Origin of the sequence: Citrobacter sp. TBCP-5362 (assembly GCF_005406305.1) — a bacterium.
Taxonomy (GTDB): domain Bacteria; phylum Pseudomonadota; class Gammaproteobacteria; order Enterobacterales; family Enterobacteriaceae; genus Citrobacter_B; species Citrobacter_B koseri.
In genome coordinates, this window is the sequence record NZ_CP040234.1 from 1,969,369 (window position 1) to 1,984,728 (window position 15,360).

Below are 15,360 nucleotides of genomic sequence, written 5' to 3' on the forward strand. Positions count from 1 at the left end.
CTTCCAACTGGTGAAACATAAAACACAGATCATGAATAATCTGCCTCTCCTGAATGATTTACGCGTCTTTATGCGGGTTGCCCGGCGTGCGGGTTTTAGCGCGGTTGCGGAGGAGCTGGGCGTTTCGCCGGCGTTTATCAGCAAACGGGTGGCGTTGCTGGAGCAGACGCTGAACGTGGTGCTGCTCCACCGAACGACCCGGCGGGTGACGATCACGGAAGAGGGCGAGCGTATTTACGAATGGGCGCAGCGCATTTTGCAGGATGTGGATCAGATGATGGATGAGCTGTCTGACGTGCGGCAAGTCCCACAAGGTATGCTGCGTATTATCAGCAGTTTTGGCTTTGGTCGGCGGATTGTTGCGCCCGCGCTGTCGGCGCTGGCGAAGCAGTATCCACAGCTGGAGTTGCGGTTTGACGTTGAGGACAGGCTGGTAGATCTGGTGAATGAAGGGGTCGATCTTGATATTCGTATTGGTGATGAGATTGCCTCTAATTTAATCGCGCATAAGCTTGGAACCAATTACCGTATTTTATGCGCATCACCGGCGTTTCTGGCGCAGCACGGCACGCCGAAGCAGCTCAGCGATCTGGCAGCCTTTCCGTGTCTGGTGATTAAAGAGCGTGACCATCCCTTTGGAATCTGGCAGTTACGCACAAAAGAACGGGAATATTCGATTAAAGTGACAGGGTCACTGTCCTCCAACCACGGTGAGATTGTGCATCAATGGTGTCTGGACGGGCAGGGCATTGCGTTGCGGTCGTGGTGGGATGTCTGCGATAACATTGCCAGCGGTCATCTGGTGCAGGTTCTGCCGGAATATTATCAGCCTGCCAATATCTGGGCGGTCTCTGCTTCCCGTCTTTCCTCGTCGGCAAAAATTCGCATTACGGTTGAATTTCTGCGCCGCTATTTTCAGGAGCGTTACCCGAAGTTCAGCCTGGAATAAGCGCCGCCGCGTTACTGTTTATGGCACAGCAGCAAATAAAAGGCAGAATACTCTGCCTTTTTATCGCGTTGCGTTATCCGAAAAGAGATTATCTGGACTCTTCGGCTTCCGGTAATGTCACGTTAAGCTCGAGAATTGAAATATCGCCGTCTTTTTGCTCAAGCTGTACGGTGACCATTTCTGGATCAATTTGCACATACTTGCAGATGACTTCGAGAATATCTTTTCTCAACTGCGGTAAATAATGCGGCTCGGCGTCGCTGCGACGGCGCTCCGCGACAATGATTTGCAGTCGCTCTTTAGCGATGTTGGCTGTACTCTTTTTCCGCGAGAGAAAAAAATCCAGTAATGCCATAACTTATCCTCCGAACAGGCGTTTGAGGAAACCTTTCTTCTCTTCTTCAATGAAGCGGAAAGGACGTTCTTCTCCCAACAGACGTTCTACGGTATCTGCATAGGCTTTACCCGCATCAGCAGTGATGTCGAGAATAACCGGCTCTCCCTGGTTGGATGCGCGCAGGACTGACTGATCTTCCGGGATAACCCCCACGAGTTTGATGCGCAGGATTTCCAGCACGTCTTCCATACTGAGCATATCGCCTCTGTTAACGCGGCCTGGGTTGTAACGCGTCAGCAGCAGATGCTCTTTAATCGGGTCTTCGCCGTTTTCAGCACGACGAGATTTTGACGCCAGAATGCCCAGAATACGGTCAGAGTCACGTACTGAGGAGACTTCCGGGTTCGTGGTGATAATCGCTTCATCGGCAAAATAGAGCGCCATCAGCGCGCCGGTTTCAATGCCCGCCGGAGAGTCGCAGACGATAAAGTCGAAATCCATTGCTTTCAGGTCATCGAGAACTTTTGCTACGCCCTCACGGGTCAGCGCGTCTTTATCGCGGGTTTGCGATGCCGGAAGAATAAAGAGATTTTCAGTGCGCTTATCTTTGATTAACGCCTGGTTTAGCGTTGCATCGCCCTGAATCACGTTCACGAAATCGTAAACGACACGACGCTCACATCCCATGATCAGGTCGAGGTTACGCAGACCGATATCGAAATCGATAACGACAGTTTTCTTTCCCTTCTGGGCCAAACCAGTAGCGATGGCCGCGCTGGAGGTGGTCTTGCCAACGCCCCCTTTACCCGAAGTAACTACAATAATGCGTGCCATAGAAATTCCTTGTTAAAAAGGGATCAATTCAACGGTTGAACTGCCAAAGCGTTATCTGCTAACCGCAGACGCGCCGCTTTGCCATAAAATTCTGCCGGGATTTTATCACTCAGCCAATAAACACCTGCGATAGACACCAGTTCTGCCGTCAGATGGGTACAAAAAATTTGCGCTTCCCGATCGCCGCTGGCGCCTGCCAGCGCGCGGCCCCGCATCATGCCATAAACGTGGATATTACCGTCTGCGATTAACTCTGCGCCAGCGCTGACGTGACTTGTAACAATTAGATCACATTGTGGAGCATAAATGCGCTGACCGGAACGAACCGGTACGTCAATTAATCGCGTTTTTGTGATGGGGGTAACATTTTGCGGCGGCGCGCTCGGTGCCGGGGCTTCGACCGGGGCGGAACGAGCGACTTTCTCTTTACCTTCAGTCAGTAAAGGAAGACCCATCTCGTCAATTTCCGCTTTTAGCGCCGCGTCTTTGCAGCCGCTAACGCCGATAATACGCAGACCGGTAGACGTCACCACCTCTTGCAGCGCAGGCCAGTTTACTGGACTTTCAAGGCCGCTGACGTTAATGACCACGGGAGCATGTTTTAAAAAAGCAGGTGCCTGAGCGATTTTGTCTTCCAACGCCTGACGAATAACCTTGGGTTCAGCTTCGTGCAAATGAACCACTGATAAGGTGAAGCTACTGCCTTTAAGCTCGATTGGCGTGTTTGACATCCTGGCCTTACTCAATTTGCTATTTATCATCCCCAATGCGGGGCGATATTCCGAAGACTAGAAGGCATGTTATAGTCAGTATTATATTGAGGCAAGTCACCATCCCGTTAATTCAGAGTAAAAGTATGTTTTGTGTGATCTATCGAAGTAGCAAACGCGACCAGACCTATTTATACGTCGAAAAAAAAGACGATTTCTCACGGGTTCCTGAAGATCTGATGAAGGGATTCGGGCAGCCAACGCTGGCAATGATTCTGCCGTTGGATGGGCGTAAGAAATTAGTGAATGCCGACCTGGAGAAAGTAAAACAAGCGTTAACCGACCAGGGGTATTATTTACAACTGCCGCCACCGCCGGAAGATTTACTCAAACAACATCTTTCTGCGCCGGGCGAAAATAAACCAGACGCTAAAAGTTAAACTGTATCCGGCAACGCGAATGCCCTGCCGATGCAGTTCCTGAAATCCACGATTACGTTAGGGGAAAATAATGTATCAACATCACAACTGGCAAGGTGCTCTGCTTGATTACCCGGTAAGTAAAGTGGTTTGTGTAGGCAGTAACTACTCAAAGCATATTAAGGAGATGGGTAGCGCAACGCCGGATGAACCCGTTCTTTTTATTAAACCGGAAACGGCGCTGTGCGATCTACGCCAGCCGCTGGCGATTCCGATGGACATGGGTGCCGTTCACCATGAAGTCGAACTGGCGATATTGATTGGATCGACTCTGCGCCAGGCGACGGAAGACCATGTCCGCAAGGCGATTGCCGGTTATGGCGTGGCGCTCGATCTGACGCTGCGGGATATTCAGGGCAAAATGAAAAAAGCCGGTCAGCCCTGGGAAAAAGCAAAGGGGTTTGATAATTCCTGCCCGCTGTCAGGTTTTATTCCGGTTTCGGAGTTTCATGGCGATCCGCAAAATACCGCGCTCGGGTTGAAAGTGAACGGCGAAATCCGTCAGCAAGGCTCGACGGCGGAGATGATCCACCACATCGTGCCGCTCGTCGCCTACATGAGCCGTTTCTTCACGCTCAAAGCGGGAGACGTGATCCTGACCGGCACACCGGAAGGCGTCGGCCCGTTGCAAAGCGGCGACGAGCTGGAAGTCAGTTTTAACGGTCAAACGCTGACGACGCGCGTCCTGTAATCTCTGCTTGCCGCCTTTTCGGGCGGCAAAACTTGCATCAGCGTGCCAGACTGGTTATAAGGTGCAGCTTTACAGCAATGGCGGATACCCTGATGAGCGACATACCTTTCTGGCAAAGTAAAACCCTGGATGACATGACCGATGCCGAGTGGGAGTCGTTGTGTGATGGATGCGGCCAGTGTTGCCTGCACAAACTGATGGATGAAGACACCGACGAAATCTATTTCACCAACGTGGCGTGTCGCCAGTTGAATATCAAAACCTGCCAGTGTCGTAACTATGAACGTCGGTTCGAGTACGAGCCAGACTGCATTAAACTCACCCGCGATAATCTGCCAACCTTTGAATGGTTGCCGATGACCTGCGCCTATCGCTTGTTAGCGGAAGGAAAGGGGCTGCCGGGCTGGCATCCGTTGTTGACCGGGTCGAAAGCGGCGATGCACGGCGAGCGTATTTCCGTGCGCCATATTGCGGTGAAAGAATCTGAAGTGCGGGACTGGCAGGATCACATCTTAAACAAACCTTCATGGGCGGACTGAACCGCCCATTGTTCAGCAAGCGTTAATTACGCTTTTTTCGCCTGATACATTTCATCGCCGTGGTTGTCGTCTTCAACCCAGAAATTGATATTGAATTGCGCATCGTCGCTTAATTCGATGCGGTGCCAGTATTGCGGCGGGCTGGTCGCAAACTGACCGGCGTTAATGACCACTTTGAGTTCAGGTTCTTTGGCGTCTTCGTTAGCGAAACCGTAGTAAGTGACCGTGCCTTCCATCACGCAGAGTTGCCCAAAGACACCCGCAGCGGTGTTATGGTGGGAGAGCAGTGCGGCTGGCACATTCTCTTTGGTGAAGAAGGGAGTGGAACGTTTAATTTTCCAGTTTGCCGGGATGCGTAAATGGGACATAAGGCGTCTCCTTGTGGGGGCATCTATAAGATGTATTTAATATACATCTTATAGATGCCCGGAAGCAACGCTGTCAGGCGAAAAAAAACGCTCCCGAAGGAGCGTTCTGTTATCGACTAAAGAGATCGCGTCTTTTCGGCTTAAACGGTTGAGCAATCAACACCAGGATCGCGATCGCCAGATACGCCGCAAAAATCCCCAACAGCCACTGCGGCATCTCCAGGGTTAAAAACGACCACTGACGCTCGGCGCAGTCGCCGGAAGCCAGGAAGACCTGCGGCAGCCATTTATCCAGCGGCAGCCACGTCGGGAAGCGCGCAGCAAAATCACAGGTCATGAACGGCGAAGGATGAAGCTGGATCATCGTGTGTTCATAAGCCAACTGCAACCCACGCCAGGCGCTGTAAATCCAGATCGCTATCGCCACATAACGCAGCGGCGTTTTAGGGGCGACAGCGCCAACCAGACCCGCGCCCATCACGCCGAATAACGCGCTACGTTCGTAAATACATAGCACGCAAGGTTTGAGCAGCATGACGTGCTGGAACCACAGCGCTACCATTTCGAGCGCAAAGGCAGTTAACGCCATCAGTAACCACGCGCCCCGACCCCGTGAGCACTGGTTTAAAAATCGCAACATAATTATTTCCCTGCAACATGCGTAGACACCGCAGTGTAAACCAATTCAATTTATGCGCCAGTAGTGGGAAATGAAATAAAGTATAATCGGATAATTATCATGCAAAAAGTCAAACCGGGCAGTGATTTGCCCGGTTTGATGTTATGAGAATGTAGCTAACCAGCCAGATTGCGTCATCCACTCCGTGATGGGGGTGAGGGTAAACTCGACGCAGAGTAAACCAACGAGGGTGAGCACCAGCGTGTATGGCAACGCCATCCAGACCATACGGCCATAAGAGAGACGAATCAGCGGCGCCAGCGCAGAGGTGAGCAGGAACAAAAATGCCGCCTGGCCGTTTGGCGTCGCTACGGACGGCAAATTGGTGCCGGTGTTGATCGCCACCGCCAGCAGTTCGTACTGTTTCATGCTGATTGCGCCGCTTTCCATAGCCGCTTTGGCCTCATTGATGTAAATCGTCCCGACGAACACGTTATCGGAAATGGACGACAGCAGGCCATTGAAAAGGTAGAACAGCGTTAACTGCGCATGTTCGGAAGCCTGTAAAACGAACTGGATGATCGGGGCGAAAAGATGCTGATCGATAATGACCGCCACGATGGAGAAGAAAACCGTCAACAGCGCGGTAAACGGCAAGGACTCAGTAAATGCTTTGCCAATCGCGTGTTCATCGGTGACGCCGGTGAGTGACGTGGCCAGAATAATGACCGACAGACCAATCAAGCCCACTTCCGCCAGATGCAGCGCCAGCGCCGTCACCAGCCAGACGCCGATAATCGCCTGTACAAACAGATTGAGTTTGTCCTGGCGTGTACGACGTTGACGGCTTTGATCGTCGAACTCCTGCAAAATATGACGCACTTTCTCCGGCAGCGTTTCACCATAGCCAAACCAGCGCAGCTTCTCGACCAGCACGCAGGTGAGCAGCCCGCAAATTAGCACCGGAACCGTCACCGGCGACATGCGCAGGAAGAAATCGCCGAAATGCCAGCCCGCCGCTTTGGCGATAATCAGGTTCTGCGGTTCACCGACCATCGTCATGACGCCGCCCAGCGCGGTGCCTACGCCCGCATGCATCATCAGGCTGCGCAAGAAACCGCGAAACTGTTCCAGCACCGCTTTACTGTTCTGGTCGAGGTGGTCGTCATCCTGGAGATCGTTCTCTTCGCCGCGCGCAGAGGCGACGCGATGATAAATGCCATAAAAGCCGACCGCGACGCTGATGACCACCGCGACAACGGTCAGGGCATCAAGGAAAGCGGACAGGAAGGCGGCAGCCATACAAAATGCGAGCGACAGCAGCATCTTGGAACGAATGCTAAGCAGCAGGCGGGTAAAAATGAACAGCAGCAACTGCTTCATAAAGTAGATGCCTGCGACCATGAACATCAGCAGTAGCAGCACTTCGAGGTTGGCGGCAACCTCTTCGCGCACATGCGCTGCGCTGGTCATCCCAATGATGACCGCTTCAATCGCCAGTAATCCGCCTGGCAGCAGGGGATAGCACTTCAGCGCCATCGCCAGCGTGAAAATAAATTCAGCGACCAGCAGCCAGCCCGCTACAAACGGGTTGATGAAGAAAATCAGTGGATTAGCAATTAAAAAAGCGATTAATGCAAGTTTATACCAGTCAGGCGACTGGCCCAGAAAGTTGCGCCAGAATGCGCGACCCCAGGAGAGCTCCATGGCAGTTTCCCTTACCTGTAAATGTGAGAATCATGTTTTTATGTTTAGGCGCAAAGCTTAGCGGTCAGGGTAAAAGCAGGCAAGTCCTTAACGTGATGGCGCGGCGTTATCCAGAAAATGAAGCCTTGATCCCCTTTTTCTTCATCCTGTCCGCTATCAGCCATGAAACCCGTCTGGTATGATGAGTGTAACTATGTTTTGCTGTGTAATGGAAATCTCACTATGGTCATTAAGGCGCAGAGCCCGGCGGGTTTCGCGGAAGAGTACATCATTGAAAGTATCTGGAATAACCGCTTCCCACCTGGCACTATTTTGCCTGCCGAACGTGAACTCTCTGAACTTATCGGAGTGACGCGCACCACGTTACGCGAAGTATTGCAGCGCCTGGCGCGAGACGGCTGGTTGACGATTCAACACGGCAAACCGACAAAGGTGAACAATTTCTGGGAAACGTCCGGGCTGAATATTCTTGAAACGCTCGCGCGTCTTGATCATGAAAGCGTGCCGCAACTGATTGATAATCTGCTGTCGGTGCGCACCAATATCTCTACGATTTTTATCCGCACCGCGTTTCGTCAGCATCCTGATAAGGCGCAGGAGGTACTGGCGACGGCGAATGAAGTGGCCGACTACGCCGATGCGTTCGCGGAGCTGGATTACAACATTTTCCGCGGTCTGGCGTTTGCCTCCGGTAATCCGATTTACGGTCTGATCCTGAACGGGATGAAAGGGCTGTATACCCGCATTGGTCGTCACTATTTCGCCAACCCGGAAGCCCGGAGCCTGGCGCTCGGTTTCTACCATAAGCTGTCATCGCTTTGCGAACAGGGCGCGCATGACCAGGTGTACGAAACGGTACGCCGTTACGGTCATGACAGCGGTGAGATTTGGCATCGTATGCAGAAGAATTTGCCAGGCGATTTGGCCATTCAGGGCCGCTAAGCGTTATACGCCGGATGGCGCTTCGCTTATCCGGCCTACGGTGATGTGCTGCTTGTAGGCCGGATAAGGTGTTTACACCGCCATCCGGCAATTAAACTACAGGCTGTTCATTCTCGGCGGGCACCGCTCCAGCAGCTCAACGCTGCCATCCTCATTCTGCTGCTCCAGCATGACATCAAACCCCCACAGGCGATGCACATGTTTCAGCACCTCTTTACGTCCCTTGTCCAGCGGTGCGCGGTTGTGAGGAATATAGCGTAGCGTCAAAGAGCGATCGCCGCGTAAATCCACATTCCAGATCTGAATATTCGGCTCCAGATTGCTCAGGTTGTACTGTGACGAAAGCCGATTGCGGATCTCGCGATAACCTTCCTCATTGTGAATGGCCGAAATTTCCAGATAGTTGTGCCGGTCGTCGTCCAGCACGGTAAAGAAACGGAAATCACGCATCACTTTCGGCGACAGGAACTGGCTGATAAAGCTCTCGTCTTTAAAATCACGCATCGCGAAATGCAGGGTTTCCAGCCAGTCTGAACCGGCGATATCCGGGAACCAGTATTTGTCTTCTTCCGTTGGCGACTGGCAAATGCGTTTGATGTCCTGGAACATCGCGAAGCCAAGCGCATAAGGGTTAATTCCGCTATACCACGGGCTGTTGTACGGCGGCTGGAACACCACATTGGTGTGGCTGTGTAAAAACTCCAGCATAAAGCGCTCGGTCACTTTACCTTCATCGTAAAGATGATTCAGGATGGTGTAGTGCCAGAACGTCGCCCAGCCTTCGTTCATCACCTGCGTCTGTTTTTGCGGATAGAAATACTGGCTGACCTTGCGCACGATGCGCAGGATCTCGCGCTGCCATGACTCCAGCAACGGCGCGTTCTTTTCCATAAAGTAGAGCAGGTTTTCCTGCGGTTCAGACGGGTAACGCCGCGTTTCGGCGACGGCTTTCTCTTCCTCTTTCTTCGGCAGAGTACGCCACAGCATATTCACCTGGCTTTGCAGATACTCTTCGCGACTTTTCTGCCGGGCTTTCTCCTCCTGCAACGAAATTTTTTGCGGGCGTTTGTAGCGATCGACGCCATAGTTCATCAGCGCATGGCAGGAATCCAGCAGTTTTTCAACTTCGTCCACGCCATAGCGTTCTTCGCATTCGGTAATGTAATTACGGGCAAAGATCAGGTAATCGACAATCGAACTGGCGTCAGTCCAGCTGCGGAACAGGTAGTTATTCTTGAAGAAAGAGTTATGCCCATAGCACGCGTGCGCCATCACCAGCGCCTGCATAGTAATGGTGTTCTCTTCCATCAGATAAGCGATACACGGGTTGGAGTTAATGACGATTTCATAGGCCAGCCCTTGCTGACCGTGCTTATACAGGCGTTCGGTTTCAATGAATTTTTTGCCAAACGACCAGTGAGGATAGTTGATCGGCATCCCGACGCTGGAATAGGCATCCATCATCTGCTCAGAGGTGATCACCTCGATTTGGTGCGGGTAGGTATCCAGTTTGTAGAGTTTCGCGACGCGGTCAATCTCCGCCAGATAGACATCCAGCAGATCAAACGTCCAGTCGGGTCCATCGCTCAAACGTGTGCTGTCCTTGTTCATGGAATCAATCGTAGCCATTCGCGCACCCTCATTGTTGGCGGCACTCTCTGTCTGGAGCACCTCATTTCAAGCATAGAACACCGTGTTAAAAAACGTGCTGATGAAGAAAATTTTTCTTTGCGATTTCGCAGCGCTGGCACGCCAGAAACTGGCATGGCTGCAATATTTTATGCTGGATAAAAATGACGCGCAGCAGGAGATGCCAAAGCAGAGAGATCCCTGACAGCAGAGGCAGATGTGAGGTGCGTCACCATAAAAAAGCCATATGTTGAATAATATTTTCAACTGAGTTATCAAGATGTAATTAGAAGATTGTTCTTTTACTGTTAACGGAGTGGCTATGCGAGTTGTCATACTGGGAAGTGGCGTCGTTGGCGTAACCAGCGCCTGGTATCTGTGTCAGGCTGGGCATGACGTCACCGTCATCGATCGTGAACCTGGCCCGGCGCTGGAAACCAGCGCGGCAAACGCCGGACAAATTTCTCCGGGCTATGCCGCGCCATGGGCGGCGCCGGGTGTGCCGCTGAAGGCCATCAAGTGGATGTTCCAGCGCCATGCGCCGCTGGCTGTTCGCCTGGACGGGACGCAGTTTCAGTTGAAGTGGATGTGGCAAATGTTGCGTAACTGCGACACCCGCCATTACATGGAGAACAAAGGGCGCATGGTGCGTCTGGCGGAGTACAGCCGTGATTGCCTGAAAGCGCTGCGTGCCTCAACCGGCATTCAGTATGAAGGGCGTCAAGGCGGAACATTGCAGTTATTCCGTACCGCGCAACAGTATGAGAACGCCACCCGCGATATCGCCGTTCTGGAAGATGCCGGCGTACCGTATCAGCTACTGGAATCCAGCCGTCTGGCGGAGGTTGAACCTGCGCTGGCGGAAGTGGCGCACAAACTGACCGGCGGCCTGCGTTTGCCCAATGATGAAACCGGAGATTGCCAGCTGTTCACTCAGCGCCTGGCGCAGATGGCGGAACAGGCGGGCGTGACGTTTCGCTTCAACACGCCGGTGGAAAAACTGCTGTACGAAGGTGAACAAATTTACGGCGTGAAGTGCGGGGATGACATCATCAAAGCCGATGCTTACGTGATGGCGTTTGGCTCTTACTCGACGGCGATGCTTAAAGGGATCGTCGATATTCCGGTCTATCCGCTTAAAGGTTATTCGCTGACGATTCCGGTCGCACAGGACGATGGCGCGCCAGTTTCGACTATCCTTGATGAAACCTACAAAATCGCCATTACCCGTTTTGATAAGCGCATTCGCGTGGGGGGAATGGCGGAAATTGTCGGCTTTAACACTGAATTATTACAACCGCGTCGTGAAACGCTGGAGATGGTCGTACGCGATCTCTTCCCGCGCGGAGGGCATGTGGAACAAGCCACGTTCTGGACCGGGCTGCGGCCAATGACCCCGGATGGTACGCCGGTGATCGGACGGACGCGCTTCAAAAACCTGTGGCTGAACACCGGGCATGGGACGCTGGGCTGGACAATGGCCTGCGGTTCAGGGCAATTACTGAGCGATATTCTTTCAGGTCGTACACCTGCTATTCCTTATGACGACCTGAGCGTAGCGCGGTACAGCCCTGGCTTTACGCCGTCACGACCCCAGCATCTTCATGGCGCGCATAACTAATAAGGAAGCGAGATGACCCGCCCTATACTGGCCAGCCTTGACCTGAAGGCGATGAAACAAAATCTTGGCATTGTGCGCCAGGCCGCCCCGGACGCTCGCGTCTGGTCGGTGGTGAAAGCCAATGCCTACGGACATGGTATCGAGCGTATCTGGACGGCGTTGGGGGCGACCGACGGCTTTGCCATGCTCAATCTCGAAGAGGCGATTACGCTGCGAGAGCGGGGATGGAAAGGGCCGATCTTAATGCTGGAAGGGTTCTTCCATGCCGACGAGCTGGCCATATATGACACATACCGTCTGACGACCTGCATACACAGCAACTGGCAGCTCAAAGTGTTGCAAAACGCGCGCCTGAACGCGCCGCTGGATGTTTATCTCAAAGTGAATAGCGGCATGAACCGGCTGGGTTTTTTACCCGAGCGGGTACAGACCGTCTGGCAGCAACTGCGGGCGCTGCCGAATGTGGGCGAAATGACGTTAATGTCGCACTTTGCCGATGCTGAGCACCCGGAAGGGATCGACCAGGCGATGACGAAAATCGCCCATGCGACGGAAGGGCTTGAATGCCGTCGCTCGCTGTCGAATTCAGCGGCTACGCTGTGGCATCCTGAAGCCCATTTCGACTGGGTGCGACCCGGAATTATTCTGTATGGCGCATCGCCGTCAGGGCAGTGGCGGGATATCGCCAATACCGGGCTGAAACCGGTTATGACCCTGAGCAGCCAGATTATTGGCGTACAGACGCTGAAAGCGGGCGATCGGGTCGGGTATGGCGGACGTTATACCGCGACCCAGGAGCAGCGCATCGGGATTGTGGCGGCGGGCTACGCGGATGGTTATCCCCGTCATGCGCCAAACGGCACGCCAGTGCTGGTGGACGGTGTGCGTACCGGAACGGTTGGCACCGTGTCGATGGATATGCTGGCGGTGGACCTGACGCCGTGCCCGCAGGCGGGTATCGGTACGTCTGTGGAACTGTGGGGGAAAGAGATCAAGATTGATGATGTCGCCTCTGCGGCGGGAACGGTGGGGTATGAACTGATGTGCGCGCTGGCGCCGCGTGTTCCGGTTGTGACGGCGTAACTTTTTGTGGCGCCGTAGGATGGCGCCTGTGCTTATCCGGCCTACAGAAGGCAGAGTGTAGGCCGGATAAGGCGTATCAACGCCGCCATCCGGCAGCGTCTCCATTATTCCATTTCATCCCCCGCGACGCGAACCCCGACCTTACGCACGGCGTTGTCTTCTTTCTCTGCGACCGTCCAGATCATGCCGGCAAACTCCACCTGGTCGCCCACAACCGGCGCGGCACCCAGCAACTGCTGTACGATTTCCCCCAGCGTCTGCTGTTTATCGCGATATTCCGTTCCTTCGTCCAGACCGTAAATCAGGGCGACGTCAGCAAATTTCGCATTGGCTTCGAGAATAAAATCGCCGAAAAAGCGCTGATCCAACGCGACTGGCGGCGACTGGCTGAACAGTTTGCCCAGCGCCGGAAGGTCGCGCTCACGTCCGATAACGCACAGAACGTCGCCTTCGCGTAAACGGGTGCTTCCGGTCGGGTGGAACAGCACGTTGTCGCGAAACAGGGCGGCGATGCGGGTCTCCTGCGGCATGTGCAGATCGCGCAGTGCGGCGCCGACGCACCACTTATCTTCACTCAACTGGTAGACAAACTGCTCCCAGGGGTTTTCCGGGTGAATATCCAGCCCGATACGCGAAACCGGCCAGCCGACGGGAGGCACCACCACTTTGGCTTTTTTGGCCGCCCAGGTCAGGGACGTTCCCTGGAACAGCAGCGATATCAGCACCACAAAGAATGCGACATTAAAAAACAGTCGGGCATTCTCCAGCCCGGCCATCATCGGGAAAACCGCCAGGATAATGGGTACGGCGCCACGCAGCCCCACCCAACTGATGAAGATCCGCTCACGCAGATTAAAGCCCCGAAACGGCAGCAGGCCCGCGAAAACGGAGAGTGGGCGAGCCACCAGAATCATCCAGACCGACAGCACCAGCGCCGGAACGGCGATAGGCAGCAGATCGGATGGCGTAACGAGCAGTCCGAGCACGAGGAACATGGCGATTTGCGCCAGCCAGGCCAGGCCGTCAAAGTTTTGCAGGATGCCAAACCGGTTGCGGATAGGGCGGTTGCCCAGCAGGAATCCACACAGGTAAACGGCCAGAATACCGCTGCCTTCCAGCGCGGTGGTCACGGCGAAAACGAGAATTCCCCCGCTCAGCGCCAGCAGCGGATATAACCCGGTGGGCAAGGCAATCCGGTTAATCATTTGCTGAAGCAGATATCCGCCGCCTAACCCCAGCATGATCCCCAGTCCAAACTGCTGAATGATATCGAGCACGAAAAGCCAGCTCAGGCCGGTCTCATGTTTCTGAATCATCTCTATCAGCGTGATGGTCAGGAAAACCGCCATCGGGTCGTTACTCCCGGATTCGATTTCCAGCGTCGAACCGACGCGTTCGTTAAGCCCTTTACCGCCCAGCAGAGAAAAAACGGCAGCCGCATCCGTTGAACCGACGATGGCGCCAATCAGCAGCCCTTCAATGAGATCCAAATGAAAGAGCCAGGCGGCCATCATGCCGGTGAGACCGGAGGTAATCAGTACCCCTACCGTCGCGAGCGAGAGCGCCGGGCCCAGGGCGACGCGAAAGGAGCTGGCCTGGGTACGCATCCCGCCATCCAGCAGAATAATTGCCAGCGCGAGGTTACTCACCATGTACGCGAAAGGATAATTATCAAACGGGATACCGCCAACGCCATCAACACCCGCGAGCATGCCAATCGCGAGAAAGATAACCAGAATAGGGATGCCAAGACGAGATGAGAATGAACTTAATAAGATACTACAGGTTACGAGGACTGAACCTAAAATGAAAAGACTAATAATGGCTGCGGCATCCAACGTTATGTTACTCCTGAATTACGCTGTTTCTAATAATAAACCCTAACATAATAACGACAGAAACAGCGTTTTACTTAGCCCAGGCGACGGCTTTTTTTATGATTTGAGGACAGGATGGCCGGAGAGTGTGAGTTGGCTGCCATTTTCGCCATTTTTTAGCACCGCGTGGGCGCCGAGCGGCAGCGTAACGGTGCGTTGCTCATGACCAAAATCCAGACCGGTCACGACGGGGATGGAGAGACGGGAACGCAGAAACGCGTAAACCGCGTCAAGATCGTAACCGGCATCGTAATCATTCGGCGCGCTACCGCTGAAACTGCCCAATATCAGTGCGTTCTGCCGGGACAGAATCCCCGCGTGATACAGTTGCAGAAGCATTCGCTCAACGCGGAAAGGATGCTCGTTAATATCCTCCAGCACCAGTACGCCATTTTCAATGGCGGGCATCCACGGGGTGCCGATAAGGGAGATCAGCATGGCCAGATTGCCGCCCCACAGCGTGCCTTCCGTTTCACATGTCGGGCCGTTACCTTGCCACTCCACCGTGAACTGCGCGTTGCACAAGGCCCGCCAGAAATGGCGCTCGGTGAAGGTGTTCATCTCCTCCGCGCCGAAATTCGCCGCCAGCATGGGGCCGCTAAACGTTATCACCTTGCCCAGCGCCAGCAGGGCGGACTGAATCACCGTAAAATCGCTGTGGCCGCAGATCAGCAGCGGGTTCGCCTGCTGCCGTGCGATGAGCGCCTGCCAGTCAATGCTCTCCAGCAGACGACTGGCGCCGTAACCGCCGCGAACCGGCATCACAATGGTATCGGGCGTCGTCAGGCGGGCGAGGCCGTTAACATCCGCCAGACGCTCGGCGTCTGAACCGGCAAAACGCTGGTCACGGCGGCCAATGACGGCGGCGTTATCCACCTGGTGGCCGGATTCGATCAGCCGTTGTACGCCGCGTAAAGCCGCTTGCTGATTGATGCAGTAACCCGATGGGGCGATTAAGTGAAACAGGGACATGGC

At 54.0% G+C, this 15,360-nt stretch carries 17 protein-coding genes; 8 read left to right on the plus strand and 9 right to left on the minus strand.

Features of this window, described 5'->3' with window-relative positions; translation table 11 throughout:
* Positions 1-31: 31 nt before the first annotated feature.
* The gene (locus tag FD428_RS09515) at positions 32-949 is read left to right on the plus strand and encodes a LysR substrate-binding domain-containing protein (RefSeq protein ID WP_049008374.1); all 918 of its coding nucleotides are present in this window, start codon (positions 32-34) and stop codon (positions 947-949) included.
* Between the two features lie 88 nt (positions 950-1,037).
* Here the strand turns inward: FD428_RS09515 and minE are convergent, their stop codons facing one another.
* From minE to minC, 3 genes are read right to left on the minus strand one after another with little or no spacing between them, the layout of a single operon-like run.
* A complete protein-coding gene (minE, locus tag FD428_RS09520; protein ID WP_003859937.1) occupies positions 1,038-1,304 on the minus strand; it encodes a cell division topological specificity factor MinE in 267 nt (88 codons plus the stop codon).
* A gap of 3 nt (positions 1,305-1,307) precedes the next feature.
* Positions 1,308-2,120, minus strand: coding sequence for a septum site-determining protein MinD (gene minD / locus FD428_RS09525; protein WP_012132073.1), 813 nt, complete (start codon positions 2,118-2,120; stop codon positions 1,308-1,310).
* A 23-nt stretch (positions 2,121-2,143) separates the two neighbouring features.
* On the minus strand, positions 2,144-2,851 hold the full coding sequence (gene minC / locus FD428_RS09530; protein ID WP_047463264.1) for a septum site-determining protein MinC: 708 nt from the start codon (positions 2,849-2,851) through the stop codon (positions 2,144-2,146).
* Positions 2,852-2,976: 125 nt separating this feature from the next.
* On the opposite strand from minC, the gene FD428_RS09535 reads away from it, so the two are divergent.
* The 3 genes from FD428_RS09535 to FD428_RS09545 all read left to right on the plus strand — a co-directional run bounded on the left by FD428_RS09535 (position 2,977) and on the right by FD428_RS09545 (position 4,539).
* A complete protein-coding gene (locus FD428_RS09535) occupies positions 2,977-3,270 on the plus strand; it encodes a YcgL domain-containing protein (protein WP_024130270.1) in 294 nt (97 codons plus the stop codon).
* 70 nt (positions 3,271-3,340) lie between these two features.
* Positions 3,341-4,000 (plus strand): fumarylacetoacetate hydrolase family protein, encoded by a 660-nt coding sequence (locus FD428_RS09540; RefSeq protein WP_114847802.1) that lies wholly within the window; start codon positions 3,341-3,343, stop codon positions 3,998-4,000.
* Positions 4,001-4,092: 92 nt separating this feature from the next.
* The gene (locus tag FD428_RS09545; RefSeq protein WP_047464034.1) at positions 4,093-4,539 is read left to right on the plus strand and encodes a YcgN family cysteine cluster protein; all 447 of its coding nucleotides are present in this window, start codon (positions 4,093-4,095) and stop codon (positions 4,537-4,539) included.
* Positions 4,540-4,565: 26 nt separating this feature from the next.
* Here FD428_RS09545 and FD428_RS09550 read toward each other — a convergent pair whose 3' ends face one another.
* The 3 genes from FD428_RS09550 to nhaB all read right to left on the minus strand — a co-directional run bounded on the left by FD428_RS09550 (position 4,566) and on the right by nhaB (position 7,233).
* Positions 4,566-4,907: a DUF1971 domain-containing protein gene (locus FD428_RS09550; RefSeq protein WP_047463267.1), complete on the minus strand. Its 342-nt coding sequence runs from the start codon at positions 4,905-4,907 to the stop codon at positions 4,566-4,568.
* 109 nt (positions 4,908-5,016) lie between these two features.
* Complete coding sequence (gene dsbB / locus FD428_RS09555) at positions 5,017-5,547, minus strand: disulfide bond formation protein DsbB (RefSeq protein ID WP_024130271.1); 531 nt, start codon at positions 5,545-5,547, stop codon at positions 5,017-5,019.
* A gap of 141 nt (positions 5,548-5,688) precedes the next feature.
* The gene (gene nhaB / locus FD428_RS09560; protein WP_114847803.1) at positions 5,689-7,233 is read right to left on the minus strand and encodes a Na(+)/H(+) antiporter NhaB; all 1,545 of its coding nucleotides are present in this window, start codon (positions 7,231-7,233) and stop codon (positions 5,689-5,691) included.
* 222 nt (positions 7,234-7,455) lie between these two features.
* Here nhaB and fadR point away from each other — a divergent pair, with 222 nt between their 5' ends.
* Positions 7,456-8,175 (plus strand): fatty acid metabolism transcriptional regulator FadR, encoded by a 720-nt coding sequence (fadR, locus tag FD428_RS09565; RefSeq protein ID WP_024130272.1) that lies wholly within the window; start codon positions 7,456-7,458, stop codon positions 8,173-8,175.
* A 96-nt stretch (positions 8,176-8,271) separates the two neighbouring features.
* Here the strand turns inward: fadR and FD428_RS09570 are convergent, their stop codons facing one another.
* Positions 8,272-9,804: a SpoVR family protein gene (locus tag FD428_RS09570; RefSeq protein ID WP_024130273.1), complete on the minus strand. Its 1,533-nt coding sequence runs from the start codon at positions 9,802-9,804 to the stop codon at positions 8,272-8,274.
* Between the two features lie 82 nt (positions 9,805-9,886).
* On the opposite strand from FD428_RS09570, the gene FD428_RS21900 reads away from it, so the two are divergent.
* The 3 genes from FD428_RS21900 to dadX all read left to right on the plus strand — a co-directional run bounded on the left by FD428_RS21900 (position 9,887) and on the right by dadX (position 12,508).
* Complete coding sequence (locus tag FD428_RS21900) at positions 9,887-10,009, plus strand: hypothetical protein (protein WP_256372593.1); 123 nt, start codon at positions 9,887-9,889, stop codon at positions 10,007-10,009.
* Between the two features lie 117 nt (positions 10,010-10,126).
* On the plus strand, positions 10,127-11,425 hold the full coding sequence (locus tag FD428_RS09575) for a D-amino acid dehydrogenase (RefSeq protein ID WP_114847804.1): 1,299 nt from the start codon (positions 10,127-10,129) through the stop codon (positions 11,423-11,425).
* Positions 11,426-11,437: 12 nt separating this feature from the next.
* Entirely contained in the window at positions 11,438-12,508 is a 1,071-nt protein-coding gene (gene dadX / locus FD428_RS09580) for a catabolic alanine racemase DadX (protein WP_114847805.1), read from the plus strand.
* 104 nt (positions 12,509-12,612) lie between these two features.
* On the opposite strand, the gene FD428_RS09585 is transcribed toward dadX, so the two are convergent.
* Positions 12,613-14,346: a potassium/proton antiporter gene (locus FD428_RS09585; protein WP_024130274.1), complete on the minus strand. Its 1,734-nt coding sequence runs from the start codon at positions 14,344-14,346 to the stop codon at positions 12,613-12,615.
* Between the two features lie 96 nt (positions 14,347-14,442).
* Positions 14,443-15,357: a muramoyltetrapeptide carboxypeptidase gene (gene ldcA / locus FD428_RS09590; protein ID WP_114847806.1), complete on the minus strand. Its 915-nt coding sequence runs from the start codon at positions 15,355-15,357 to the stop codon at positions 14,443-14,445.
* Positions 15,358-15,360: the final 3 nt, after the last annotated feature.